Annotated in this window: 22 protein-coding genes; 8 read left to right on the plus strand and 14 right to left on the minus strand. The window is 39.5% G+C overall.

Annotated elements, in window-relative coordinates; translation table 11 throughout:
- The first annotated feature begins 38 nt into the window (after positions 1-38).
- Positions 39-1,364: an OprD family outer membrane porin gene (locus tag F2A31_RS14620; protein ID WP_150027242.1), complete on the plus strand. Its 1,326-nt coding sequence runs from the start codon at positions 39-41 to the stop codon at positions 1,362-1,364.
- 102 nt (positions 1,365-1,466) lie between these two features.
- Here the strand turns inward: F2A31_RS14620 and ppa are convergent, their stop codons facing one another.
- Complete coding sequence (gene ppa / locus F2A31_RS14625; RefSeq protein ID WP_038343414.1) at positions 1,467-1,994, minus strand: inorganic diphosphatase; 528 nt, start codon at positions 1,992-1,994, stop codon at positions 1,467-1,469.
- Positions 1,995-2,111: 117 nt separating this feature from the next.
- Positions 2,112-2,510: an MAPEG family protein gene (locus F2A31_RS14630; RefSeq protein WP_150027244.1), complete on the minus strand. Its 399-nt coding sequence runs from the start codon at positions 2,508-2,510 to the stop codon at positions 2,112-2,114.
- Between the two features lie 150 nt (positions 2,511-2,660).
- Between F2A31_RS14630 and F2A31_RS14635 the strand changes: the two genes are divergently transcribed.
- Positions 2,661-3,047 (plus strand): hypothetical protein, encoded by a 387-nt coding sequence (locus tag F2A31_RS14635; protein WP_150027246.1) that lies wholly within the window; start codon positions 2,661-2,663, stop codon positions 3,045-3,047.
- A 49-nt stretch (positions 3,048-3,096) separates the two neighbouring features.
- Here F2A31_RS14635 and F2A31_RS14640 read toward each other — a convergent pair whose 3' ends face one another.
- From F2A31_RS14640 to F2A31_RS14665, 6 genes are all read right to left on the minus strand, one after another.
- A complete protein-coding gene (locus F2A31_RS14640; RefSeq protein ID WP_150027248.1) occupies positions 3,097-4,770 on the minus strand; it encodes an AMP-binding protein in 1,674 nt (557 codons plus the stop codon).
- A gap of 157 nt (positions 4,771-4,927) precedes the next feature.
- Positions 4,928-7,147 carry a DNA topoisomerase IV subunit A gene (gene parC, locus F2A31_RS14645; RefSeq protein WP_150027250.1) on the minus strand — a complete coding sequence of 740 codons (2,220 nt, stop codon included), beginning with the start codon at positions 7,145-7,147 and terminating at the stop codon, positions 4,928-4,930.
- Positions 7,148-7,308: 161 nt separating this feature from the next.
- Positions 7,309-7,824, minus strand: coding sequence for a hypothetical protein (locus F2A31_RS14650; protein WP_150027252.1), 516 nt, complete (start codon positions 7,822-7,824; stop codon positions 7,309-7,311).
- Positions 7,825-7,854: 30 nt separating this feature from the next.
- On the minus strand, positions 7,855-8,499 hold the full coding sequence (locus tag F2A31_RS14655; RefSeq protein WP_005087871.1) for a trimeric intracellular cation channel family protein: 645 nt from the start codon (positions 8,497-8,499) through the stop codon (positions 7,855-7,857).
- A 52-nt stretch (positions 8,500-8,551) separates the two neighbouring features.
- A complete protein-coding gene (locus F2A31_RS14660) occupies positions 8,552-9,034 on the minus strand; it encodes a YchJ family protein (RefSeq protein WP_150027254.1) in 483 nt (160 codons plus the stop codon).
- A 202-nt stretch (positions 9,035-9,236) separates the two neighbouring features.
- Positions 9,237-10,820, minus strand: a complete 1,584-nt coding sequence (locus F2A31_RS14665) for a TerC family protein (RefSeq protein ID WP_150027256.1) — start codon at positions 10,818-10,820, stop codon at positions 9,237-9,239.
- Between the two features lie 328 nt (positions 10,821-11,148).
- Between F2A31_RS14665 and F2A31_RS14675 the strand changes: the two genes are divergently transcribed.
- The 5 genes from F2A31_RS14675 (at position 11,149) to F2A31_RS14695 (ending at position 16,049) form a co-directional block, all read left to right on the plus strand.
- Complete coding sequence (locus F2A31_RS14675; protein WP_150027258.1) at positions 11,149-11,775, plus strand: LOG family protein; 627 nt, start codon at positions 11,149-11,151, stop codon at positions 11,773-11,775.
- Between the two features lie 200 nt (positions 11,776-11,975).
- On the plus strand, positions 11,976-13,364 hold the full coding sequence (mdtD, locus tag F2A31_RS14680; protein ID WP_150027260.1) for a multidrug transporter subunit MdtD: 1,389 nt from the start codon (positions 11,976-11,978) through the stop codon (positions 13,362-13,364).
- A gap of 105 nt (positions 13,365-13,469) precedes the next feature.
- On the plus strand, positions 13,470-14,231 hold the full coding sequence (locus F2A31_RS14685) for a glycoside hydrolase family 25 protein (protein WP_150027262.1): 762 nt from the start codon (positions 13,470-13,472) through the stop codon (positions 14,229-14,231).
- Position 14,232: 1 nt separating this feature from the next.
- Positions 14,233-15,288: a DNA polymerase IV gene (gene dinB, locus F2A31_RS14690; RefSeq protein ID WP_171490686.1), complete on the plus strand. Its 1,056-nt coding sequence runs from the start codon at positions 14,233-14,235 to the stop codon at positions 15,286-15,288.
- 398 nt (positions 15,289-15,686) lie between these two features.
- Positions 15,687-16,049, plus strand: a complete 363-nt coding sequence (locus F2A31_RS14695) for a RidA family protein (protein ID WP_005084062.1) — start codon at positions 15,687-15,689, stop codon at positions 16,047-16,049.
- Here the strand turns inward: F2A31_RS14695 and F2A31_RS14700 are convergent.
- From F2A31_RS14700 to F2A31_RS14715, 4 genes are all read right to left on the minus strand, one after another.
- A complete protein-coding gene (locus F2A31_RS14700; RefSeq protein WP_004637523.1) occupies positions 16,046-16,576 on the minus strand; it encodes a DUF2726 domain-containing protein in 531 nt (176 codons plus the stop codon). The two genes, F2A31_RS14695 and F2A31_RS14700, sit on opposite strands and share 4 nt — an antisense overlap.
- Positions 16,577-16,894: 318 nt before the next feature.
- Positions 16,895-19,279, minus strand: a complete 2,385-nt coding sequence (locus tag F2A31_RS14705) for a YgiQ family radical SAM protein (RefSeq protein WP_150027266.1) — start codon at positions 19,277-19,279, stop codon at positions 16,895-16,897.
- Between the two features lie 167 nt (positions 19,280-19,446).
- On the minus strand, positions 19,447-19,956 hold the full coding sequence (locus F2A31_RS14710) for a hypothetical protein (RefSeq protein WP_150027268.1): 510 nt from the start codon (positions 19,954-19,956) through the stop codon (positions 19,447-19,449).
- Between the two features lie 110 nt (positions 19,957-20,066).
- Entirely contained in the window at positions 20,067-21,272 is a 1,206-nt protein-coding gene (locus tag F2A31_RS14715; protein WP_150027270.1) for an MFS transporter, read from the minus strand.
- Between the two features lie 159 nt (positions 21,273-21,431).
- On the opposite strand from F2A31_RS14715, the gene F2A31_RS14720 reads away from it, so the two are divergent.
- On the plus strand, positions 21,432-21,983 hold the full coding sequence (locus F2A31_RS14720) for a lytic transglycosylase domain-containing protein (RefSeq protein ID WP_150027272.1): 552 nt from the start codon (positions 21,432-21,434) through the stop codon (positions 21,981-21,983).
- 50 nt (positions 21,984-22,033) lie between these two features.
- Here F2A31_RS14720 and cysK read toward each other — a convergent pair whose 3' ends face one another.
- Together cysK and F2A31_RS14730 are read right to left on the minus strand one after the other, a co-directional pair.
- The gene (gene cysK, locus F2A31_RS14725) at positions 22,034-23,035 is read right to left on the minus strand and encodes a cysteine synthase A (protein WP_005084077.1); all 1,002 of its coding nucleotides are present in this window, start codon (positions 23,033-23,035) and stop codon (positions 22,034-22,036) included.
- A gap of 124 nt (positions 23,036-23,159) precedes the next feature.
- Positions 23,160-24,779: a Na/Pi cotransporter family protein gene (locus F2A31_RS14730; RefSeq protein ID WP_150027274.1), complete on the minus strand. Its 1,620-nt coding sequence runs from the start codon at positions 24,777-24,779 to the stop codon at positions 23,160-23,162.
- Positions 24,780-24,833 lie beyond the last annotated feature (54 nt).

The raw sequence follows: 24,833 nt of genomic DNA on the forward strand, positions 1-24,833 counted from the left end.
GTTTCTTCCCAAAATTAATTTATTTTATGAGGCTAGCTATGCCAAAGGCACAGAAACTTACTTTAGCGGTATTAATTAATGCTGCGTTAATCACCTCAACATATGCAAGCGAACAAAGCGAAGCAAAAGGATTTGTTGAAGATGCAAGCGGAAATGTTCTTTTCCGTACTGGTTATTTACATCGTGACAAAAAACACGGCAAGGAAGACACGAGCTCATATGCGCAAACTGCGATGGTTAAGCTAGACTCTGGCTTCACTCAAGGTGTTATTGGTTTCGGTGCCGGAATTATTGGTGATGCATCTTTTAAATTAGGCTCAAACAATAATGCGGGTAACGGCATGATTCCTAAGCACCCAGATGGTTCAGCTTATGACCATTGGGCGCGTGGCGGTGGCTATGTAAAAGCACGTGTATCGAACACTACCGTTACTTATGGTACTCAAATTCTCGATCTTCCAGTTCTTTCAAGCAATACAGCTCGTTTAGTACCTGAATACTTTGAAGGTGTTTTAGCAAACAGCCGTGAGATTGATGGTTTGGAAGTTACCGTCGGTAAATTTACCAAGAACCAATACTCTGACCAAATTAATTCTGATGGTAATGAATTAGACCGTGCTGTAGTTTGGGGCGCAAAATACAAAGTAAATGATCAATTAAATACAGCTTATTATGGTACGGATATTAAAGATCGCCTAGAGCGCCACTATATTAATGCGAATTATAAGCAAACTTTAGCAAATAATAGCTCATTGACTTATGATTTCAGTGGATATCACACTGATTGGGATCGCCAAGCAAATAACAGTTTGTACTCTTATATCGGCTCAGCTGATGACAAATATCAAAACTCTATTTGGGCTATTTCAACCACTTACAACACTGGTCCACATACAGTAATGCTCGCTTATCAACAAAACAGTGGTAATGCTGGTTATGACTATGGACTAGGTAAAGGTGTTGGAGACGGTCACCAAACTATTCATTTACCAAACTCATATCTTTCTGACTTCATCGGTAATGATGAGAAATCTGCTCAACTGCAATATAGTCTTGACTTTGGAAGCTTCGGCGTACCAGGTTTAACTTGGACTACAGCATTTGTTTATGGTTGGGATATTGATACTAGTTCAGCTGTTAAAGTAGGTGATACTGTATTAGGTCGCGTACGTACTGCGGATAATGCAACTGAACGTGAATTCTTTAACCAAGTGAAATACACAGTTCAATCAGGTTTTGCGAAAGATGCAAGCTTACGTGTACGCCACTCGTATTACCGTGCAAGTAACGAATATGAAAACGCATACATTGGTGATACCAATGAATGGCGTCTATGGCTTGATATTCCTGTGAAGTTTTTCTAATTCTTCGTTAGTCAAGAGTTAAAAAAACCTCCATTCAAATGAATGGAGGTTTTTTTATACCTAACTTTAAGGCATAAAATTAGGCCGTATCTTCTTGAAAGATTACTTCTTTGCCGCTTCGATTGCTTTTAACACTTCTGCTTTAGCAACATCTGCTCCTTCCCAACCGCTGATTTTAACCCATTTACCAGGTTCTAAATCTTTATAATGAGCAAAGAAGTGTTCTACTTGGCTGATCAACAATGGCGGAAGATCAGTATATTCTTGAACATCTTTATACAGTGGAGACAGCTTCTCATGTGGAACCGCAATGAGTTTAGCATCAATGCCGCCATCATCTTCCATGTTCAATTTACCAACTGGACGACAGCGAATCACTGAGCCAGCAGCAACAGGATGTGGAGTAACAACTAATACGTCTAATGGATCCCCATCTTCAGATAGTGTATTTGGCACATAACCGTAGTTTGCTGGATAGAACATTGCTGTTCCCATAAAACGGTCTACAAATAATGCATCTGAATCTTTATCGATTTCATATTTGATAGGTGCTGCATTTGCAGGAATTTCAATGATCACATAGATATCATTTGGTGCGTCTTTACCCGCAGGAATATTGCTATAACTCATATCAACACTCGTGTATTTGAATTGAATATAAAAAATCGGTCAGATTATAACGTGAATACCAGTAAAATGATGCTGTATATTGGTATTAGAGATGATGAATTTTACATTCAATTTGATTTAAGTCATTTTTATAGTGATCACAAACAAAAAAATTGGACAAAGTATAGAAAAGAGCCAAATGATTGAACGTAAAGTTGCCCAATTTGCGAGATAACAAATCCCATAAATGACTCGGAAAACAATATAGGCCCAGCCCAACGTCAAGATGAATCGTTCAGGAATAACCATATATTCCGCCATCAAGATTGCAGCGATAAATAATGGTAAGCTTTCAAAGCTATTTTGTTGTACAGCATTCGCACGTGCTGAAAGACCTGTGGTTTTTGCTAAAAATTCACGAGGATTTTGATTGTCTTTGGCTTGGAAGCCACCCGTTGATTTTGCAATCAAAGTAAAAATATAAGGTAATAAACATGCGATGATAATAATCAATATAATACCGTTAATACCTTGCATGCTTTGACACCCATCTTTGAAGTTCGTCTCATCATGCTATCATAACTTAAACTTTCATTTGTACTTGTTCGACAAGCATTTTTACAGGTCTGCTCGTAATGCAGTCTAATCTGAATAAAGCTATGCTATTTTTATTTTTAGGATCAGTTTATGCAAAACCAAGATCAAAAAGAAATGTTGGATGTTCTCGCATTACAACGACAACACCAACTCAAAGTTGATCGTATTCTAAAAATTGTACTTCCAATCGTTGCCTTCTTATTAAGTGTGATCTGCGCAAATCTTAACTGGCAATCAACATTAGGTACTTTTGTGATTTTAACGATTGCATTTTATGCAGTTGGGATTAAACGTCTCACACTTTGGCATTGGTTAACAATTATTGTGCTTTATGTTTTTGCAGACAATTACTTCAGTTTCAACGGTTTTGATATAACACGATTGCGCTTTCAATTAATTACGATGTTTATCTTTGTTGGTATTGTTGGTATTGGCCGCCCTTATATTGATCGCTGGCTTATGAAAAAATCAAACTAAAATTGGTTGATAAAAAAAGCGCCAGAAGGCGCTTTTTTTGTTTCGAACATTATTTACGTAAATCTTTACGTAAAATTTTACCTACGTTCGACTTTGGTAGCTCATCGATAAACTCAACATAACGTGGGCATTTATAACCTGTTAAGTTCTTTTTCGCAAAAGCAAGAATTTCTTCTGTTGTTAAAGAGTCATCTTTTTTCACAACAAATAGTTTTGGAACTTCACCTGATTTTTCATCAGGAACGCCGATCGCAGCAACTTCCAATACTTTTTCGTGTTGTGCAATGACTTCTTCAATTTCACTTGGATATACGTTAAAGCCAGATACTAAGATCATGTCTTTCTTACGATCCACAATCTTGAAATAACCACGTGTATCCATAATACCGATATCACCCGTGCGGAAGAAACCATCAGCAGTCATCACTTTGGCAGTTTCATCAGGGCGATTCCAGTAACCTTTCATGACCTGAGGACCACGAATTGAGATCTCACCTTGTTCACCTTGAGGAAGCTCATTACCGTCATCATCTAAGATCGCAACATCAGTCAATGGTAATGGAATACCAATCGTGCCACTGAACTCAGTTGTTGCTGGTGGGTTTGCTGTTGCCACAGGAGAAGTTTCAGATAAGCCATAGCCTTCGATAATGATTGTACCTGTGACTTTTTTCCAAGCTTCAGCAGTTGATGGCAATACCGCCATACCACCACCCATAGCCATCTTAAGATTGCTATGGTCAAGTTGCTTAAATTCTTCGTTATTTACCAATGCATTAAACAATGTGTTTACAGCAGGGAAGAACGAAGGACGATATTTACGTAGCTCATTAATAACAGCAGGTAAATCACGTGGGTTCGGGATCAAAATGTTTGCTTGACCTTTGTACATACCGTACATCGCACAAACCATAAATGCAAAGATATGGTAAAGCGGTAAAGCACAAACAATACGATCTTCTTTTCCACCATCAGCATCACCAAACTTACTTGAGAAAATGGCATCACACTGTAAAAGGTTACCCACTAAGTTACGATGCGTAAGCTCAGCACCTTTAGATACGCCAGTGGTACCACCCGTGTATTGAAGTACTGCTGTATCACTCAAAGTTAAGCTTGGACGTTTATAGTTGCTTGGACTTTCCTTATTTAAAGCCGCATTAAATTTGGTGTGACCTGGAATATTCCATGCAGGGATTTGCTTACGTACTTTACGCAAAACAAAGTTAACAATTGTACCCTTTAAAGTACCAAGCATGTCACCAACAGTAGCAACAACAACATGTTTTACAGGTGTCTTACCAATAATGCTTTGGTAAACACTCGCAAAGTTTTCAATGATCACCAACACTTCTGAACCAGAGTCATTCAATTGATGTTCTAACTCACGTGCAGTGTAGAGTGGGTTTACGTTTACAAGTACCAGACCCGCACGGAATACACCCAATGCAACTACAGGGTATTGGAAAACGTTTGGCATCATTACTGCAACACGTGTTCCTTTCGCTAACCCCAAGCTTTGTAAATACGTTGCAAATTTGCGACTAGCAACTTCTAATTCATTAAACGTTAAAACTTTATCCATAAAGATAAAGGCATCACGTGACCCAAATTTTTGGAAATTGCGTTCAAAAATATCAACAAGTGAGGTGTTTTCAGCAGGCAGTTCAACTGTTTCTGGAATTCCTGTCTTTTGGTATTCTGCAAACCAAATCTTTTCCATAATGCCATTATCTCCGAGTGGTAATCCTTAAAAATGTAACAACGTTACTTTCCATGGCAAAACATTCTTTTTAACTTTTTGAATTGCCCTGTCAATCTATCCAAACAATATGAATACATCGTCATATATAACGTATTTATATCACAGAATACTAGCCCTATCTCTGAATGAAGAGTCTATTTGCTTTTTGATATCCCCGTGGTAAAAGTTGGCCCTTTGTTGCTCTTTTTCCTAGATATTTTTGGAGATCATCTCCCTTCAGTTTTAAGTGCTGTTGTCCTGCAGCGACTTGGATTATTTCATCTAATGCCAGCGTTGTCATGGATAAAATTTGCTCTTTTTCATCAAGTTGTATCAACTTGTTACCTTTACCTTTATTCAGAACTGGAAGTTCTGCTAAATCAATAATCAGTAAACGGCCCGATGAACTCAAGATTGCAACATGCGTTGCTTGCTGAATTGGCAACAATGGTAATGCCTTTGCCTTCTCCATCACAGTTAGGAAAGCTTTACCTGCTTTGGCATTGGTATCTAACTGTGTTGCTTGAGTTTTGAAACCATAGCCATTCGAACTTGCCACCAGTAATTCATTCGCATCATCTTCGACCAAGACTTGAATAAACGACACACCACTTGCAGGTGAAAGTTTTGAACTCAACGGTTCTCCTAAACCTCGCGCCGAAGGTAAGCTACTAATCGGCAAAGCATAGCTTCGACCCTTTTGATCTAAAAAGTAGACTCGCTGATTGGTTTTACCCACAGCATGACTGAGATATTGATCACCTGCACGATAGTTTAAATTGGCAGCATCGACATCCGCACCTTTCGCAGCGCGGACCCAACCTGCTTCTGACAATACAACCGTGACCGTTTCAGCTGGCATCAAATCTTGTTCTCGAATTTGTACCGCTTCAGCACGGGCAACGATCGGCGAACGTCGATCATCACCAAACTTTTTCGCATCTTCTTTCAATTCATTAATAATCAAACTTTTTAATGATTCAGGATTTGCCAATTGCTCACGAATTACTGCCGCTTTTGCTTCTAACTCTTCTTGTTCACGGCGAATTTCCATTTCCTCAAGTTTAGCCAAATGGCGTAGTTTGAGTTCTAAAATCGCTTCGGCTTGAATTTCATCAATCCCAAAATGCTGCATCAACACAGGTTTTGGTTGATCTTCTTCACGAATAATACGGATGACCGTATCAATATCGAGATAAGCAATCAAAAGTCCTGCCAAAATATGTAAACGTTTTTCAATCTTGGTTAAATGATATTGCAAGCGACGTGTCACGGTTTGCTTACGAATCTCAATCCATTCCAACAAAATACGGCGAATAGATTTTACCTGTGGGCGACCATCAGCACCGATCATGTTGAGATTGACACGATAGCTTGATTCTAAATCCGTGGTTGCAAATAAATGACTCATTACCGTTTCAGCATCGACACGATTAGAACGGAGGACGATCACCAAGCGCGTTGGATTTTTATGATCTGACTCATCGCGAACATCACTCACTAATGGTAATTTCTTCGCAATCATTTGATCCGCGATTTGAGTAATCACTTTTGAGCCTGAAACTTGATATGGCAACTCTGTAATCACGATTTCATTTTTATCGACTGTATATACCGCACGCATACGGTAACTACCCCGACCTGTGGTTTGAATTTTAAGTAATTCTTCTGGCGGTGTAATGATTTCAGCTTTAGTCGGTAAATCTGGTGCTGGAATATATTCAGCCAATTTTTCATCTGTGGTTTCAGGATTCCGGATCAATGCAATCGTTCCTTTGACCACCTCACGAAGATTATGTGGTGGGATATCCGTTGCCATCCCAACTGCGATACCTGTTGTACCATTGAGTAAAATATTAGGTACTCGTGCTGGCAGGGTAATTGGCTCTTTGAGCGAACCATCAAAGTTATCTTGCCATTCACTGGTACCCTGCCCAAGCTCACTCAGTAATAGTTCACTATACGCTGAGAGTTTAGCTTCGGTATAACGCATTGCTGCAAATGATTTTGGATCATCAGGTGAACCCCAGTTGCCTTGCCCCTCAACCAATGGATAGCGGTAACTGAATGGCTGTGCCATCAACACCATTGCTTCATAACAAGCAGAGTCACCATGTGGGTGATATTTACCGAGTACATCACCAACGGTACGTGCCGATTTCTTCGGTTTACCTGTCGATTTTAAACCGAGTTCACTCATCGCATAAACGATACGACGCTGTACAGGTTTTAGACCATCACTGATATGCGGCAATGCACGATCCATAATCACGTACATGGCATAGTTAAGGTAAGCTTGTTCTGTGAATTCAGCTACGGAACGGTTTTCGGTTGCATGATGTGCAAGGCTGGTCATTTCAGCGATTCATCCAAAATTATTTGTTATCGTCAATATTTTGTATGCTATGTGGATGAAGGCGTTGTGACAAGCCCTTGTTGTTGTTTAAACGTCAAATGGTGTCTTGTTCGGAGAATTTGTATTGAATAAGGTACTGAACCAACTTTTCAGCTATCAAATCAGAGACTTTCTCTGAATAACTTCATTTTAACTTCATCAATATTCAAGATTTGCAAGGAGGTCAATTCATTATTAACGTTAAAACCAAAACTGAAATTACAATCACGCACATATTCAATTGTATTTTCTAAAGGTAAAAATACGAGTTCAATATAATTTTTACCAATAAACAATTGGAACTCTGTATCAAATGCATCCTTAAATCTGCTTGAAAAATCATTCGAATCATCTGACCAAGACGAAACATCAAAAACAGGGAACAATGCTTTTTTCAAATCGCTAGATGAAGATGATTTTATCGTTTGAATAATTAGCTGCGGATCATAGCTGATAAGTTTGATAGCTGATAATTCACCTGTTTTTAAAAGCCCTATTTCAATCAAAGACGTAGAGCCATTCCCCCCTCTCCAATATAAATCTGGGGATTTTTCATTAAAATGAATATCAAAGGGTACGTATCCATCTATTTCGACCGAATGATAGTGATAAGTACTTATATTAATTTTCTTTAACATATGATCACCTTCAATTGAGGTAATTCTTAATCAATGCTCATCAGTTGATGAAGCAGACTCGGCATCATCATCTTGGTAGATAAATTTCGGCATTTCCAGACCAAAATAAATCGCAATCAAACGCAGTGAAAAACCAAAAACCAAAGTCGCAATCACAGTCAACTCTAAGCCCAACCCCAACTGCAAACATACCCAATAACAAATCACCGCTACAAAGGAAATACTGGCATATAGCTCACGGCGGAACACCAAAGGCACGTCATTACACAAAATATCGCGCAAAATACCGCCTGATACACCAGTTAATACACCAGCGACTGCTGAGACGACAAAACCATGCCCCATTTCCAAGGCAATCTGACAGCCAATAATCGTAAATCCGATTAAACCAAGTGCATCAAGTACCAAGAAAATATTACGTAAATGCTTCATCCATTTGGCAATAAGGATCGTGACAAAGGCAGCACAACACGTCAAAACCAAATATTCTGGATGCTTCACCCAAGTTAAAGGATAGTGCCCCAATAAAACATCACGTACAGAACCACCGCCCAAAGCAGTAACACAAGCAATCAATGTCACACCGAACCAATCCATACTACGGCGGCCTGCTGACAGTGCACCTGTCATTGCTTCTGCAGTAATGGCAATAATATAAATCACGGTGAGTAACATTTGCCTGAATCCTTAAACAAGGCGGAAAAGTGTGCGCTATTTTAAGACAAACTTAGATGAATTGTGCACAACATTGCTTAAATTTTTTCCCTGAGCCACAAATACATGCTTGTTTCATGGTGATTTGCATATCTAAAGTAGGATCAAGAAAATACCAAAGCTGTTGATACAAGACAAAATGCGAAACCTCATGATGAATATGTGGCTGTTTTCCATCCTGATTTTTATCACAGTAATGCGCTTTAAACTCAACCAATGCATGTGTTTTATCAAGCTTGGGTTGATGTCGAAGCACCTCTAATTTTAACCATTGATTAGACTGACTCCAGTCAGCAATCGCCTCTCGATCTAACAATGCTTGTTGCCCCAGAGCCGTTGTTTCCAAAATATAGTCAATTTGCTGTAGGGCAAAGGCGCTATAGCGCGAGCGCATCAATTGCTCAGCACTTTCAGCAACTTGCTGTTTTAAATGAAGCGGTTGACAGCATTCTACATATAAGCCGCGTCCACATGGGCAGTTCTTTAACAGTGTCATGTTTCTTTCTCAAATAAAAATAGCCCGAGTAAAAACCATCATCTTGTCACGATGGCCAAACCCTAGGGCTATTTAACTTATTTACTATTCTAATTACAGCTAAGCGATTCATCTTATTAAAAAGCTTTCGTCACTTATCAATACAATAGAACAAAGCCTTGTTTTCTGACGTTATACGTCTAAGCCATACTTAAATGTTTGCTCAACCTCGCTCAGGCTTTTCTTTAGCAACAATACGCACTTTTTCAATTTTGTGCCCATCCATCGTTACCACTTCAAATAAATATCCATCGGCTTCCACCGCTTCACCATTTTCAGGTAAGCGCCCTAGATGGAATAAAATATACCCGGATAATGTTGAGTATTCTTCACTCTCATCAACCAAATCTTTCGCCAACAAAAGTGAAACGTGTCGAATATCCGTTGAGCCTTCCAATAAAAGTGAGCCATCTTCTAGACTTTCAGCCGCTGCCTCTAATTCATCTTCATCTGGGAACTCACCAGCAATCGCTTCAAGAATATCAATCGGTGTTGCAATCCCCTCTATCGAACCGTATTCGTTGAGTACGATTGCCATTTGCAATGGTGCTTGACGCAATTGCTCCATGACCATGAGAACTTGTGCATTTTCATGCACAATCACAGGTTCACGTAAATGTTTATCGAAATCAATTGCTCCTGTTTCAATATATTCATTTAACACTTTGTGAGTAAGTACAACACCTTCAATATTGTCCAACTCACCACGGGCAATAATTAAACGCGAATGGGTCATTGCCATTAAACGTTCTTTTAATTCAGCTGGATCTGCATCGAGATCCAACCACTCCAATTCTGGTCGTGGCGTCATCACCGATTTCACAGGGCGCTCAGACAAGCCTAATACACCTTGTACTAGAACGCTGTGATAAACACCCGTATCTTCATCAAATACTTCATTGGCATAGGCCTGCGTTGCCAATACATCTTCGGTTTCTTTGTGTTGACTATCACTATTGATACCTTTATTGCCGAGCATTCGCAACACCGCAGAAGCAGTGCGATAACGCAAATCCGTGGTCGTTACCAATTTCTCTTGATTGCGTCGCATGGTTTGATTGACTGCCTCGACCAAAACCGAGAAGCCAATTGCGGCATATAAGTAACCTTTTGGAATATGGAATCCAAAGCCTTCTACAATCAATGAGAAACCAATCATCATCAAAAAGCCAAGACACAGAATCACAACCGTTGGATGTTTGTTTACAAAATCCATTAATGGTCGAGAGGCAATTAGCATAATCCCGATTGCAATGGTGACTGCAATCATCATTACCGAGAGATCTTTCACCATGCCCACAGCCGTAATCACGCTATCCAGTGAGAAAACTGCATCAAGCACGACGATCTGAACCACAACCACCCAGAACACAGCATGTACAGGATTTTCCTGCCTTAAAGCCTGCTTACCTTCGATACGCTCATGGAGCTCCATAGTTCCTTTAAACAAAAGGAATGCTCCACCCAGTAATAAGATCAAATCTCGCCCTGAAAAAGCATGATCGAAAATATGAAATAATGGTGCTGTTAAAGTGACCACCCAAGCAATGGACGCTAGCAAGACTAAGCGCATCAGTAACGCAAGAATCAAACCTATTCTACGAGCTGCATTTCTTTGTTCTGGCGGTAATTTTTCAGCTAAAATTGCAATAAAAACAAGGTTATCAATACCCAATACAATTTCAAGCACCACCAAAGTCGCCAAACCGACCCATGCTGCGGGATCAGACATCCATTCAAAAATCATAGATGTGACTCCCCTACAGAATCATAAAGATCGGCATGGATTTGCTGATTTAAAAGGTTAGCATTGACAGCCAAAACATTTTTTTTAGAAATATAAAATATCAAAGCGGAGTGACAACAACCACTACTCATAGAAGTACATTTTTTACTTAACGGATTTTCAGTATAGGCAAGATCAAAATAAAATTCATCATTTTTTATAGGGATGTTTTTTCAATTCATTACTCAATCAATTTCATACCTTTGTATGCGAAATGTGCATAAAACTGTCATATGCGTGATTTAAACTAGACAAGCACAATGAAAATGATAAGGTAAAAATAAACCAAATGAATAGTGTTCTAATAATGACTGAAAAGAAAACGATTATATCTACTCCCATAAAGACAACCCAACCCCTCATCGCGTTGTATTGCGGTTCCCGCACTGGTAACAAACCTATTTATCGTGACACTGCGATTGAACTCGCTCAACATATTGCTAACCAGTCCTTCGGTATCGTTTATGGAGGAGCAAGTATTGGTCTTATGGGACAAGTTGCAGATACTGTACTTGAACATGGTGGGGAAGTTGTTGGCGTTATTCCTGAATTTATGCTCGATTATGAAATTGCACATAACCAACTGACTGAATTACATATTGTTCAAAGCATGCATGAACGTAAGGCTTTAATGGCTGAACGTGCTAGCGCGTTTATCGCCTTGCCCGGTGGCTTAGGCACCTTTGAGGAAATTTTAGAAATTGCTACGTGGGGACAATTAAACCAGCATCAAAAACCGATGATTATTTACAATGTAAATCGTTTTTATGATGCTTTAATTGCGCAGCTAGATCATGCTGTTGAAGAGGGCTTCTTACCACCACAGCATCGTGCGAAAGTTATTATCTGTGAAAATCCTGAACAAATTTCAAATGTTATCAAGAACCTCAATGCACCAACACACATTGAAGTTTAAACATCACCTATAAAAAAAATGCGGATTAATCTAGATCCGCATTTTTATGTCAACCGACTCTTCGAAGCTCATATCGTACATCAGGCATTAAACTCGACTATATTGCATGATCTATTCAATGACAGATCTTTGACAGTTCTGGGCTTTATTTCCAATACAATTCCATTAAACTAAAGCAGATATTTCACACGTCACCACTCATGACAACAACCACTCATCAAGCCGTACAGCCTGAATTTCGTTTATTGGTGCTATTGGTTTCTATCGGCTTTTTTATGCAGGCCTTGGATACCACGATTGTCAACACGGCGATTCCTGTGATGGCAATTCAGCTCAATGAAAATCCATTACAAATGCATGGGGTAATTGTTGCCTACGTCCTATCAGTTGCTGCTTTTATTCCATTAAGTGGATGGCTGGCAGACCGCTTTGGTATCCGCAATACTTATCTTACTGCTATGGTGATTTTTAGTCTGGCATCACTCGGTTGTGGTCTGTCTCAGACCTTAGATCAACTCTTAATTTGTCGTGTTATTCAAGGGATAGGTGGTGCATTATTGATGCCCGTTGGACGCTTGGCTTTACTTAAAATTATTCCACGTAGCCAATTTCTTTCAGCGATGAGCTTAATGAGTCTGGCTGGTCTCATAGGTCCTTTGATGGGGCCAACTTTGGGTGGATGGTTAGTCGAAGTTGCCACGTGGCACTGGATTTTCCTCATTAACATCCCCATGGGCGTACTTGGGGTAATCATGGCGCTTAAAGTCATGCCAAATCAAAAAGAACCAACCGTCAAATCCTTTGATCTCGGTGGATTTATCTTATTGATGATTGCTATGGTGGGTCTGTCTCTTGGGATTGAGAATATCGCTGCGCCACAATATTCTGGCTGGATCAGCATCACTCTACTGGTAATTGGATCTTTAGCAACGTTTGGCTATGCTTATCATGCACATAACCATCAGAATGCCTTGTTTCATGGACGATTGTTCCGCCATAAAATTTTTTCAATTGGCATTTTAGGCAATTTCTTTGCGCGTTTAGGTAGCAATGCAATTCCTTTTATTTTGCCATTGATGCTACAAGTCGCCTTTGGTTTTGAACCATTTATCACAGGTTTAATGATGATTCCTTTGGTGCTAGGATCATTATTCTCCAAACCGATTATTCGTCCAATTATTCAACGTGTCGGTTATCGTCGGTTTTTACTGACCAATACCGTATTAGTGGGTTTATGTATCGCCAGTTTTTCACTGATGACTGCAGACACACCATTGTGGCTAAAAGTGTTGCATTTCTTTATCTTTGGGACGTTGAACTCTTTACAATTTGTCGGCATGAATACGCTGACTTTAAAAGATTTACCGCAGCATGATGCTAGTAGTGGCAATAGTTTCTTGTCGATGATCATGATGCTATCGATGAGTATCGGGGTCGCTCTGGCAGGAACATTGATCAACCTCTTTGGTCAATATTATCCGACTGCCTCTGTGACAAATGCCTTCCATGCAGCCCTCATCGCATTAGGTTGTATTAACATTATCACTGCGATGGTATTTTGGCAGATTCCTAAAGAAGTTGCTGACTAAAATAATGCTTTGCTGAGTGAGCCAAAATAAAGCCAAAATGCAACAATCAATCTATAATCGATATTTCTACTTAGCTCATCGCGGGCTTATAACGTTAAAGACAATATGGCAAAGAAAGCTGCGAAACATCCACATGCTCAACATTATCCAACTTATGTCAGTATCGGTTTGGCTGTCATATTGGGGGTACTGAGCTATTTCGGTTTGTTTTACCAGCAAAAAGCTTCAGCGCAAGACTATGCTATTCGTGGTTTTGATGTATCACATCATCAAGGTGAAATTAACTGGAAAAAGATCTCTCCGCTGCAATATCAATTTGTATATGTAAAAGCAACTGAAGGCGGTGATTTTAAAGATCGAAAATTTCAGGACAACTGGCTTAAAGCACGAGAGCAAGGTCTTCATGTTGGTGCATATCATTTCTATCGTTTATGCCGTGATGGCAAGGTACAAGCAGAAAATTTTATTGCGACTGTCCCGAACAAAGTGGATGCTCTCCCCCCCGTCATTGATTTGGAATATGACAGCAACTGTATTAATACCTATACCAAAGAGCAGCTACTCAAAGAAATTCAGATCATGCATGATCAGTTGCATCAACATTATGGCAAACAGCCAATTTTCTATATTTCGAAGAACTTTTATCATATCGTATTGATGGGAAGCTTTAATGACACACCATTGTGGGTACGTGATTACGAGGCTAAGCCCGAATTAAAAGACGGCCGAAAATGGTTATTTTGGCAACATAGCCAAACAGGAAAAATTGACGGAATTCCTAAAGCTGTCGACTTAAATGTTTACGCAGAGTCACCACAGCAGTGGCGTGTTTTTCTAGAAAAACAAGGCATCCTCGATGGTAAATGAAATACGTAAAATCATTCACATCGACATGGATGCCTTTTTTGCTTCAGTCGAACTTCTAGATCGACCAGATCTTAAAGATCTGCCTGTGGTGATTTCTTCTCATCACCCTCGTGCAGTGATTGCCGCAGCGTCCTACCCCGCCCGTGTGTTTGGCTTACGCTCTGCCATGTCGATGGGGCAAGCCAAAAAACTATGCCCACAAGTGATTGTGATTGAACCTAACTTTGAAAAATACCGAAAAGTTTCAGCACAAATTCATCAAATTTTTCAGCAATATACGTCCATCATTGAACCCTTGTCGTTAGATGAAGCCTATCTGGATGTGACAGAGAATCTAAAGAATATACCGAGTGCAACTGAAGTTGCGACACAAATTCGTGCAGATATTTTTGCAGCAACAGGGCTAACAGCTTCTGCAGGAGTGGCACCGAATAAATTTTTGGCCAAGATTGCCTCCGATTGGAATAAACCAAATGGTTTATTTGTAATTAAACCTCATCAAATCCAACATTTCATACAAGACTTGGCACTAAAGAAAATCCCTGGTGTTGGCAAAGTCACCTATGAAAAATTAAATCAATTAAACTTGCACACCTTAGGCGACCTACAAAAAATAGAAGAAAATGTACTCATTCATCATTTTGGTAAATACGGCAAACAACTGTACTTATATGCTCAAGGTATTGATCATCGTCCTGTCAAAGCAGAGCGTGAGCGGCAACAAATCTCGAAAGAAATTACCTTTGATGATGACTATACACTCGCTGAATGCAATCATGCTTGGCAACCTCTAGCTGAACAAGTTTGGCGTAGTTTAGAAAGAAAACAACTGACAGCTCGTGGCGTTAACGTCAAACTGAAACTCAAAAACTTCCAAACCCTACAGCATAGTAAAAGTTTTAAACTCCCACTTCGCTCGCAACAAGATTTAGAGCAAGTGGTTTTACAACTGCTCAATGAAATGCACATTGATCCAAGCTTTCAATTTCGCCTCGTCGGCGTTGGTGTTTATCAACTGCAAGCTCTACAGCAAGAATCACAACTTTCCCTATGGTAATGTTGTTTTTTTATACAACAGTAAGATTTTAGCTCAAATTTATGTTTGCTTTTTATGCAGTTTTCAGTACTCTAAGCAACGCAGTAACATTATCCATGTTATTTGCTTTGCTAAAGAAATCCTCGCTTTTAGCATTTGCTCCTGTGGTTGGCGTGACGATCAAATCCGAATATTACAGGGCACTTTAGCTGTCTTCTCAAAAGCCTCTCATCTGTTCAGTTTTTCAAAACAATAATTTCCGCGATAACTTGTTTCTTGTCATGCCGCATGACTTTATTCAACAACCTAATTTAATGGAAATAGAAACTTTTTTAGCTTGATTTATACAAAATTACACTGTGCTCAGAATGCTTCAAGTACAATCTTATTGATACAGTTTTTAATTAGGTAGTTTCACTATGTCTGTGCAACGATTGCATGTTACATCACGTTTTTGCGAAGTCGCAATTTCAGGAAATCTCGTTCATTTAGCTGGCCAACTGGCAGATGATACCAGCGTTGATGTGAGCGCACAGACTCAACAAACCTTAGACAATATTGATCGGTTACTGGCAGAAGCAGGCACAGATAAAACTCATATCTTGTCTGTATTGATTTTCTTGAAAGACATTGAAAAAGACTATGCAGCAATGAATGCGGTGTGGGACGCATGGATTGCTGAGGGACATCCCCCAGCACGTACCTGTGTTGAATCTAAACTCTATGCACCTGATGTTTTAGTCGAAATGACTGTAACAGCTGTACGACCTGATGCCCATTAAGATTTTGCCGCAAGCACATTATATTTCATCATCCGATCGGTATGAGGCATGGCAGTAAATGTGCTAGTCGATGAAACCATTGGATCAAATAAATCAGGTAACAAATCTTCTCGCAACTCTTGCTCAGTTGGAATACTGCTATAACGCAATACGCGATATCCAGCCAACTCTAACAAGCTATCTTGATAATGTTTTAAATGCAGACGATTCACATAAGATTCGTCTGCAATCTCAATAATTGCCAAAACTTGTAGTTGTTGATCCAATACTACAAAATCAGCAACTAAGCCCTGATATTTGCGTCGTGTATGTGCAAATTTAGTCGTCAACAATGCATCAAAAGAAACATGTGCAAGCACAGTATGACGATGCAACACTGCCTGCAAACGCATCAAAGTAATTTGTTCAGCAATATTTAATATACCGCGTCGCTTTAATGGACTGTCTTGACGCCGATTTTGATGTAAACGTCGAAGTGCAAGTGCTGTAATGAGCAGCAAACCAATAATGGTTATGAAATAATACATTTCTAACTAATCCCTTTAGATTTTTTATAATCATTTTTTGGCTTTATGCCAATTTTTTAATCAATAACAAACGATAGTAAAGTTATTTCAACAGCGTAAACTTAAATTTTTTAATCGTTTTATACTAGGCGACCAAAGTCGTAAAAGCTTACCCTAGCTCTACTTATAATCAGCATACACTGAATATTCAAGTCAATATTGTCAGTATATGTTTCTATAAATTATAGTTTTGAAATTGAACTGCGACACAATTATCACTTTTTAATAAAAAGAGGACATCGTTTTGGATGTCCTCTTCTCTTCATTTGAGCACCGTAATTAACGATGCGCTTTTACTTTCGATTTTGGTTTACCCGAAAAAGGTCTTTTCTCACCAGTTTCACGTGGTGGCAAACCAGTGTGCTGAGTCAACACCTGTCCTTTTTGTGGACGTTTTTGACCAGAATGAGACTTTGGACGAGATGATTGACCACGTTTAGCAGAATCTCCAGCAACACTCGAGTTTTTCTTACGCGCAGACTTATATTCACCTTCAGCCGTGCCTTGTGGCTGATAGGTTGGAATCAAATGTTGTTTCGAATTACCAATTAAATCTGAACGACCCATTTCTTTCAATGCTTCACGTAATAAAGGCCAGTTATTTGGATCATGGTAACGCAAGAAGGCTTTATGCAAACGACGACGTTTTTCACCTTTCACGATATCGACATTTTCGGTATAACGCGCCACTTTAGACAATGGATTCTTGCCTGAATAATACATGGTGGTCGCAGTTGCCATTGGCGATGGATAGAAGGTTTGTACCTGATCGGCACGGAAACCATTCTTTTTCAGCCAAATCGCCAAGTTCATCATGTCGTAATCCGTTGTACCCGGATGCGCAGCAATGAAGTAAGGAATTAAATATTGCTCCTTCCCTGCTTCCTTACTAAAACGCTCGAACATTTGTTTGAAGCGGTCGTAAGTTCCGATCCCTGGTTTCATCATCTTGGATAATGGACCATGTTCGGTATGCTCAGGTGCAATTTTTAGATAACCACCAACATGATGCTGTACCAACTCTTTGACATATTCAGGGTTTAACACAGCAAGGTCATAACGAAGACCTGAACCGATCAAAATCTTCTTCACACCTTTGATTTCACGTGCTTTACGATAAAGCTGAACCAATGGCGCATGATCAGTATGTAAGTTTTGACAAACACCTGGATAAACACAAGACGGTTTACGGCAGTTCTTCTCGATTTCAGGGTCGTTACAATGCAAACGATACATGTTTGCTGTTGGACCACCTAAGTCGGAGATAATACCAGTGAAGTTGGGCGCAGTATCACGAATCTTTTCAATTTCACGTAAGATAGAATCTTCTGAACGGTTTTGAATGATACGACCTTCATGTTCAGTGATCGAACAGAAAGTACAACCACCAAAACAACCACGCATGATATTCACAGAGAATTTGATCATATCAAATGCAGGGAAACGCGCATTGCCATAAGCTGGATGTGGTAAACGTGCATAAGGTAAATCAAAGACATAATCCATTTCTTCCGTTGTTAACGGAATTGGTGGTGGATTAATCCAAACATCACGTTCACCATGACGTTGTACCAATGCACGAGCATTTCCCGGATTGGTTTCCAGATGCAAAATACGGTTGGCATGCGCATAAAGCACTTGATCATTGGCTACTTCTTCAAAAGAAGGCAAACGAATCACAGCGAGTTCACGTGGCGGTAATTTATGTTTAATTGCTTTGGATGGTGCAGGTTTTAACTGTACGATCTGCGTATCTGGATCAAGTTGATCACCTTCACGAACGATTGGATTGGTCACAATTTCTTTTTGGAAGTTTTGATATTGTGCGAGTGAGTTGCCTTTTTCTTTTTCAACTTCACAGCCATCAATATCTTCAGTCATGACATAAGGATTGATAATTGGATCAACACGACCAATGCTATCCACGTCATTACTTGCGATTTCAACGAATTGTGCTTTCGATGCTTTATTGTGTTTATTAATAATAAATGCGGTACCACGAACATCGGTAATTTCGTGGATTTTTTCACCCTTAGCTAAACGGTGCATCACATCAATAATGGCACGCTCACCATTACCATACATTAATAAATCGGCTTTAGAATCCATCAAGATTGAGCGGCGAACTTTATCTGACCAATAATCATAATGAGCAATACGACGTAGGCTACCTTCAATCCCACCGAGCAATACTGGCACATCAGGAAAAGCCTCACGGCAACGCTGACAATACACCGTGGCAGCACGATCTGGACGTTTATTCGGTTCATTATTTGGCGAATAAGCATCATCTGAACGAATTTTACGATCTGCCGTATAACGGTTAATCATCGAATCCATATTGCCTGCGGTTACACCCCAAGCAATAGTCGGTTTCCCTAAAACACGGAAACTTTCAACATTGGTCCAATCAGGTTGAGCAATGATCCCCACACGGAAACCCTGTGCCTCAAGCACACGACCAATCACGCCCGATACAAATGAAGGATGATCAATATAAGCATCACCACAAACTAAAATAAAGTCACAGGCATCCCAGCCGAGTAAGTCCATTTCTTCTCGTGACATCGGTAAAAATGGTGCAGGTTCAAAACACGACGCCCAATATTTGTCGTAATCAAACAGCGCTTTTGGCGCAGTTTGCTTGGTATAGGCAGTAGACATGGCTTGCGAATCTCGGCTAGCTGAAATGCTGGGATAGCATCAAAGATGAAAGCCGATCATTTTAACATGAATTTCATTCATTTTTATAGATTAAAAAATAAACAAAAGCATTTCCTCAAAAAGAATTTGTAACTATTCGAGGAAATACACATATAAAGCGTTGATAATTATTCGTCTTCGTTCAAGAAACCTTCCTTAATTTCTACAGGTAAGTCTTGATGCCACCATACGTAAATAGAAGCTTTAATTTCTTCATCTTCATCAGGGTCATTATAAGGTTCATCATCTTCACGAATAAGTTCATCACCATCAAATTTGAACCAAAACTCCCATGGATCATCATCTCCACAACCCCAAGCTTGTGCATGAATATCAGGTAATAAGCCTTTTAAAAATAATAGAATATTCTCAATATTTTCATCGCCATTTGAACCATGTGTAAACTCTAGAACGGCATAACCCACAATATAATCTAAGTGCTCTGGATCTAAATCGTATTGAATTGAATCAATCTGATCTAATAAAGCTTGCGTTAGTTCCGTACCGTCAGCATTAATCTCTAGTGCAGCTTCTAGAAACTTTTCTGCACTCCCTGCATGATCTTTAAATAATGATTCTAATAGCCCCATTACTTTGGTATCAGGATGCTTATAGTAAACGCGACTGTGCAGTTCCATCTTATTTTCCCCAATTTTAATATCAAAATTATGCCAACATGACATAGGCTTAACTTACTAAATTTCAAAAACTTTTATCAAGTTGGTGCGACTATAGTTGTCGTTTTATTTTAATTTTTTTCTTTAAGCATTAAATGTACTGCCAAAACCAGACCAAGCACCAACACCATCCCTACACTCAGATTAATCCCAACCCAGCCAAAATTTTCCCAAATCAAACCACCACTGCTACCAAGCAAACTTGAACCAACGTAATAGCAGAATAAATACAAGGACGAGGCCACCGCACGATATTGCACCGCTTGCACAGAAACCCAACTGCTGGCTGTTGAATGTGCTGCGAAAAAGGAAAAAGTAAAAATCGTTAAACCGAGTAAAACCGCCCATAGCGATGGAATAAGCGTGATGAATAATCCCAGTATCATACTCAATAACAAGCAAGGCAACACCTTATCACGTCCATATTTAAAGCCCCATTGTGCCGCTTTAGGTGAACTATAAATACCTGCTAGATAAGCAATTGAGATCACACCAATCCATGTTTGTGATAAATGAAATGGCGCTTCTAATAAATGATAGCTAATGTAATTAAATACCGTCACTAAACAGCCCATTAAGATAAAACCTTGAGCAAATAAAATCCGTAATTTTGGATCTTTAAGGTTCTGTTCAAATGCAGCTTTAAAACGGGAAAATCGAAATGGATAAGGTTGAAAATGTTGAGACTTTGGTAATAGCAAATAAAATAAACAAGCGATGACCAGATTCAAAAATCCAATGATATAAGTAGCCGATTGCCAAGAAATAAAGTCAACTAAAACACCCGCGATCAAACGCCCACCCATCCCACCAATGGCGGTGCCGGAGATATACAATCCCATAGCAAAACCAATATCTTGCTGGGCAATCTCTTCCCCGATATACGTCATCGCAACCGCAGCAACGCCACTCACCGCCAAACCAATAAAAATACGGGTAGTCAAAAAGACTTCCCAAATCGGAAATGAGGCACTGATGAGCAAGAGAAGAGAAACCAAAAACAAAGCAAAAACCATAATGGGTTTTCGCCCAAAGCGATCAGAGATAAAACCCGTAAACAATAAACCTATGGCTAAAGCCACGGTGGAAAAAGAAAGTGGGAAACTACTATGTGTAGGTGAAACCTGAAAGAATTTTGCAAAAATCGGCATCATCGGTTGTACGCAGTACAAAGATGAAAATGAGGCAAAACCTGCAAAGAACAACGACCATAGAATTGCAGTAAATGATTTAGACCCATACTCAATATGAGTAGGCAGTGCTTCAGGCTTAGACATCGTGACTCCTTGACTGGAAACAGTATACGCCTATCCTGAAGCGATTGAAAAACGCTAAACAATGCTCTTGTTTTATTATTTATACAACAGAATCTCTATTGATCTTCAACCCCATAATTTCTAACATCGGACCAACTTTTGGCACGTGGATGAATTACTTTGGTTGTTTTTAACACGACGACTCTTTTTACACTCAAAAATTACTTTTTGATTCCATTCAAATTGATAATGCTTTTATCCATTGTGAGTTTAACCGCATGTAGTAGTTTAAATGCCCCAAAACTATCCAAAGGTATTCAGCAAGCCTATTCTGTTTCTCCAACCACAGCTGACCGCCTTTCCCCCATTATTCTACAAAGTGCTAAACAGCACAATGTTCCGCCCCTCTTAGTGGCAGCGGTGATTCGTCAAGAATCCAGTTATCGCTCAAATGCGCGCTCACCAACGGGGGCACTTGGACTGATGCAAATTATCCCAAGTCATTGGAGACAAGATTGCCCAGGTGATTTATACAATGAATATATCAATATCAATTGTGGTACACATGTCCTTGCAACCTATTACAAATCCGCAGGCAGTTGGCACAAAGCATTGGGTTATTACTATGTAGGTCCGACAGGCTATCAACGCAGTTTTAGCAATCGATACAAAGCCAGAAAATATGCCCGCTCTGTTGAGCGACATAAAAAAGAGCTCAAAAGTACACTGTAATATTTAAAAAACCATGCTGATCAAGCATGGTTTTGGATTTTAAAAAGATACTAAGCTTCTTCAAACATTCCTTCGAACAAGACTGAAGATAAATAGCGCTCGCCACTATCAGGTAAGATCACCACAATAGTTTTTCCTGCATTTTCAGGACGTTCAGCAATTTTTGCCGCTGCAGCTAATGCTGCACCACTTGAAATACCCACCAAAATCCCTTCCTGAGTTGCACATTTTCTTGCCCACTCAATTGCATCGGCACTATTTACAGGTACAACTTCATCGACCAAATCTAAATCTAAATTTTTAGGAATAAAATTTGCACCGATCCCTTGAATCTTATGTGGTGCAGGGCTGATACTCTCACCATTCCGAGTCTGGGTAATAATTGGAGATTCAGCAGGCTCAACTGCGACTGAATATAATGGCTTGTTCTGAACTTGCTCAAAATAGCGGGAAATTCCTGTAATCGTTCCACCCGTTCCCACGCCAGCTACTAAGATATCAACTTGGCCATTGGTTGCCTGCCAAATCTCAGGACCCGTGGTATCCACATGAATTTGAGGATTAGCCGGATTTTCAAATTGTTGTGGTAAAAAATATTGCTGAGGATTTTCAGTGGCTAAACGTACTGCTTCATCTACCGCACCCTTCATACCTTTCGCAGGATCAGTCAAAACGAGATTTGCGCCCAACGCCTTCAAAACTTTTCTACGCTCCAAACTCATACTTGATGGCATGGTCAAAGTAATCGGATAACCTTTTGCTGCCGCAACGAATGCTAACGCAATCCCTGTATTACCACTGGTTGGCTCAACAATATGCATACCAGCTTTAAGTACGCCACGTTTCTCTGCATCAGCAATCAATGCCGCACCAATACGACACTTTACTGAAAATGCAGGATTACGACTTTCAATTTTTGCCAGTACCGTTGCACCTGTTTGAATAGCACGATTAATACGCACTAAAGGCGTGTTACCAATTGCTTCGGCATTATTTGAATACACTGCAATACCAAGATTGGCTGGTGTCGGAAATTGTTGATCAGTAGACATGTTATTTATTTCCTTATTAGATTTGGAATGATTCTCAATCATTATAGGCTTGTCAGCAAATGAAGAAAGCTTAAAGCAATTGCTTTTACGAAAAACTATCCTTTTAGAACATAAAAATTTAGTGTCAGGATTGCGTAGCCTCTAATTGCTCATTGACCAATACTTGTTCATTGTCACCTAATAAAATTGTGACACGACTACAATGTATCACTAAATGCTCTAACCAACGCTGTGCTGCCAATTGTTCTAATGTGTAAGCCGCTGATACCATTCTTGATGAGGATTCCTCAATTATTTTTTGCCGAACTAAATCTTGATGGGCCTGCATTTCTGCAGAAAAACTAGCTAACTCATCTACTAAGGCTTTAGGAATTCGAGAAAATGGCTCATGCATTAAATGAGGAATAATTTGCTCAAGAATCATGGCAAACTGATTGGCTAAAGCTTCAATGTTTCTTTGATTTTGGATACTTTCTATTTGAGCCACACTACTTAAATCATTTTTTAGCACTCGTACATATACAACCAGTCTTAGCAAAATCAACAACCGATGTTGATCAGCTATAGATTGTGGAGCAGACATTTTATCAAGATAACTTTCAATTTTGCTTAATGTATAGTCAAACTCATCTGTTTTGACTAATTCTGCCACCATTCGTCCACGAATACAGCGCACAAAAATACCATACATATCCGAAATCGATCGTAATAAGGCACGTTCAACAGCTGCAATTGCAAGTGCTGGAACGCTATAAAGCGACTCATCTAAATAACGTGTAGTGGCATGCTCTTTTTCTGGTAGTAATCGAATAATCAATTGTTCAAACTTAGCTAAGAAAGGCATAAAAATACATGCCCCTAATAAACTAAAAGTAGTATGAAATGCAGCCACCAACAATACAGGACCTAATTGCTGAACACTCTCAAAATGCTGGTATGCCCAAATAAAAGCAGGTGATAGTAAAATAAAAGCAAATACAGCAGTCACAACATTAAAAATCACATGAACAGCAGCTGTTCTCTTTGCACTTGTTGTACCTCCGATAGCAGCCAATACAGCTGTGGCAACCGTTCCAATATTCTGTCCGATTACCAAAACTAATGTTTGTTCAAGATTTATCGTTTGAGTAGACAATGCAGCCAATGTTGTTGTAATTGCTGCACTCGAAGATTGTAATAGAATGGTCATTAACACACCGATGAGCACCAAAAAAAACTTCATCATTAAACTTGGTTCTGCCCAACGCGATAAATCGATGAGTAATGCCAATCCACTCATAGCATCTTGTAGAAATTGAATACCTAAGAACAGTAATCCGAAACCAGCTAAAGTTAGGCCAATAAAAGTGACCTTTTCTTTGCCGAATAAATTAAGTAACGCCCCAATACCAACAAGCGGCAAAGCAAAGCTCGCGATTGAAAACTTTAATCCTAATAATGCAACCATCCAGCCTGTACTTGTGGTCCCAATATTTGCACCAATAATCACACCTATTGCATGACTAAAACTTAAGATACCCGCACTGACAAAGCCGATGGTAGCTAGTGTCGTTGCTGTAGAAGACTGAACCACAACTGTTAGACCAATCCCTGATAAAACAGCTTTAATCGGGGAATTGGTAAATCGAACCAGCCATTGTCGTAATGCTTCACCCGCAATTGCTTTTAAGCTATCTGTCATCAAAGACATGCCTAAAAGAAATAAGCCAATTCCACCTACTAATTGAACAATGACATTGAGCACAAAAACGTCCTTTTTATAATTTTCTGATAAAAAATCTATATAGCCTTAGGATTA

It is taken from the genome of Acinetobacter suaedae (genome assembly GCF_008630915.1).
Lineage (GTDB): Bacteria > Pseudomonadota > Gammaproteobacteria > Pseudomonadales > Moraxellaceae > Acinetobacter > Acinetobacter suaedae.

Coding starts and splice junctions, on each gene's coding strand:
- F2A31_RS14620 (WP_150027242.1), top strand. CDS start 39: ATGCCAAAGGCACAGAAACTTACTTTAGCGGTATTAATTAATGCTGCG.
- ppa (WP_038343414.1), bottom strand. CDS start 1,994: ATGAGTTATAGCAATATTCCTGCGGGTAAAGACGCACCAAATGATATC.
- F2A31_RS14630 (WP_150027244.1), bottom strand. CDS start 2,510: ATGCAAGGTATTAACGGTATTATATTGATTATTATCATCGCATGTTTA.
- F2A31_RS14635 (WP_150027246.1), top strand. CDS start 2,661: ATGCAAAACCAAGATCAAAAAGAAATGTTGGATGTTCTCGCATTACAA.
- F2A31_RS14640 (WP_150027248.1), bottom strand. CDS start 4,770: ATGGAAAAGATTTGGTTTGCAGAATACCAAAAGACAGGAATTCCAGAA.
- parC (WP_150027250.1), bottom strand. CDS start 7,147: ATGACCAGCCTTGCACATCATGCAACCGAAAACCGTTCCGTAGCTGAA.
- F2A31_RS14650 (WP_150027252.1), bottom strand. CDS start 7,824: ATGTTAAAGAAAATTAATATAAGTACTTATCACTATCATTCGGTCGAA.
- F2A31_RS14655 (WP_005087871.1), bottom strand. CDS start 8,499: ATGTTACTCACCGTGATTTATATTATTGCCATTACTGCAGAAGCAATG.
- F2A31_RS14660 (WP_150027254.1), bottom strand. CDS start 9,034: ATGACACTGTTAAAGAACTGCCCATGTGGACGCGGCTTATATGTAGAA.
- F2A31_RS14665 (WP_150027256.1), bottom strand. CDS start 10,820: ATGATTTTTGAATGGATGTCTGATCCCGCAGCATGGGTCGGTTTGGCG.
- F2A31_RS14675 (WP_150027258.1), top strand. CDS start 11,149: ATGAATAGTGTTCTAATAATGACTGAAAAGAAAACGATTATATCTACT.
- mdtD (WP_150027260.1), top strand. CDS start 11,976: ATGACAACAACCACTCATCAAGCCGTACAGCCTGAATTTCGTTTATTG.
- F2A31_RS14685 (WP_150027262.1), top strand. CDS start 13,470: ATGGCAAAGAAAGCTGCGAAACATCCACATGCTCAACATTATCCAACT.
- F2A31_RS14695 (WP_005084062.1), top strand. CDS start 15,687: ATGTCTGTGCAACGATTGCATGTTACATCACGTTTTTGCGAAGTCGCA.
- F2A31_RS14700 (WP_004637523.1), bottom strand. CDS start 16,576: ATGTATTATTTCATAACCATTATTGGTTTGCTGCTCATTACAGCACTT.
- F2A31_RS14705 (WP_150027266.1), bottom strand. CDS start 19,279: ATGTCTACTGCCTATACCAAGCAAACTGCGCCAAAAGCGCTGTTTGAT.
- F2A31_RS14710 (WP_150027268.1), bottom strand. CDS start 19,956: ATGGAACTGCACAGTCGCGTTTACTATAAGCATCCTGATACCAAAGTA.
- F2A31_RS14715 (WP_150027270.1), bottom strand. CDS start 21,272: ATGTCTAAGCCTGAAGCACTGCCTACTCATATTGAGTATGGGTCTAAA.
- cysK (WP_005084077.1), bottom strand. CDS start 23,035: ATGTCTACTGATCAACAATTTCCGACACCAGCCAATCTTGGTATTGCA.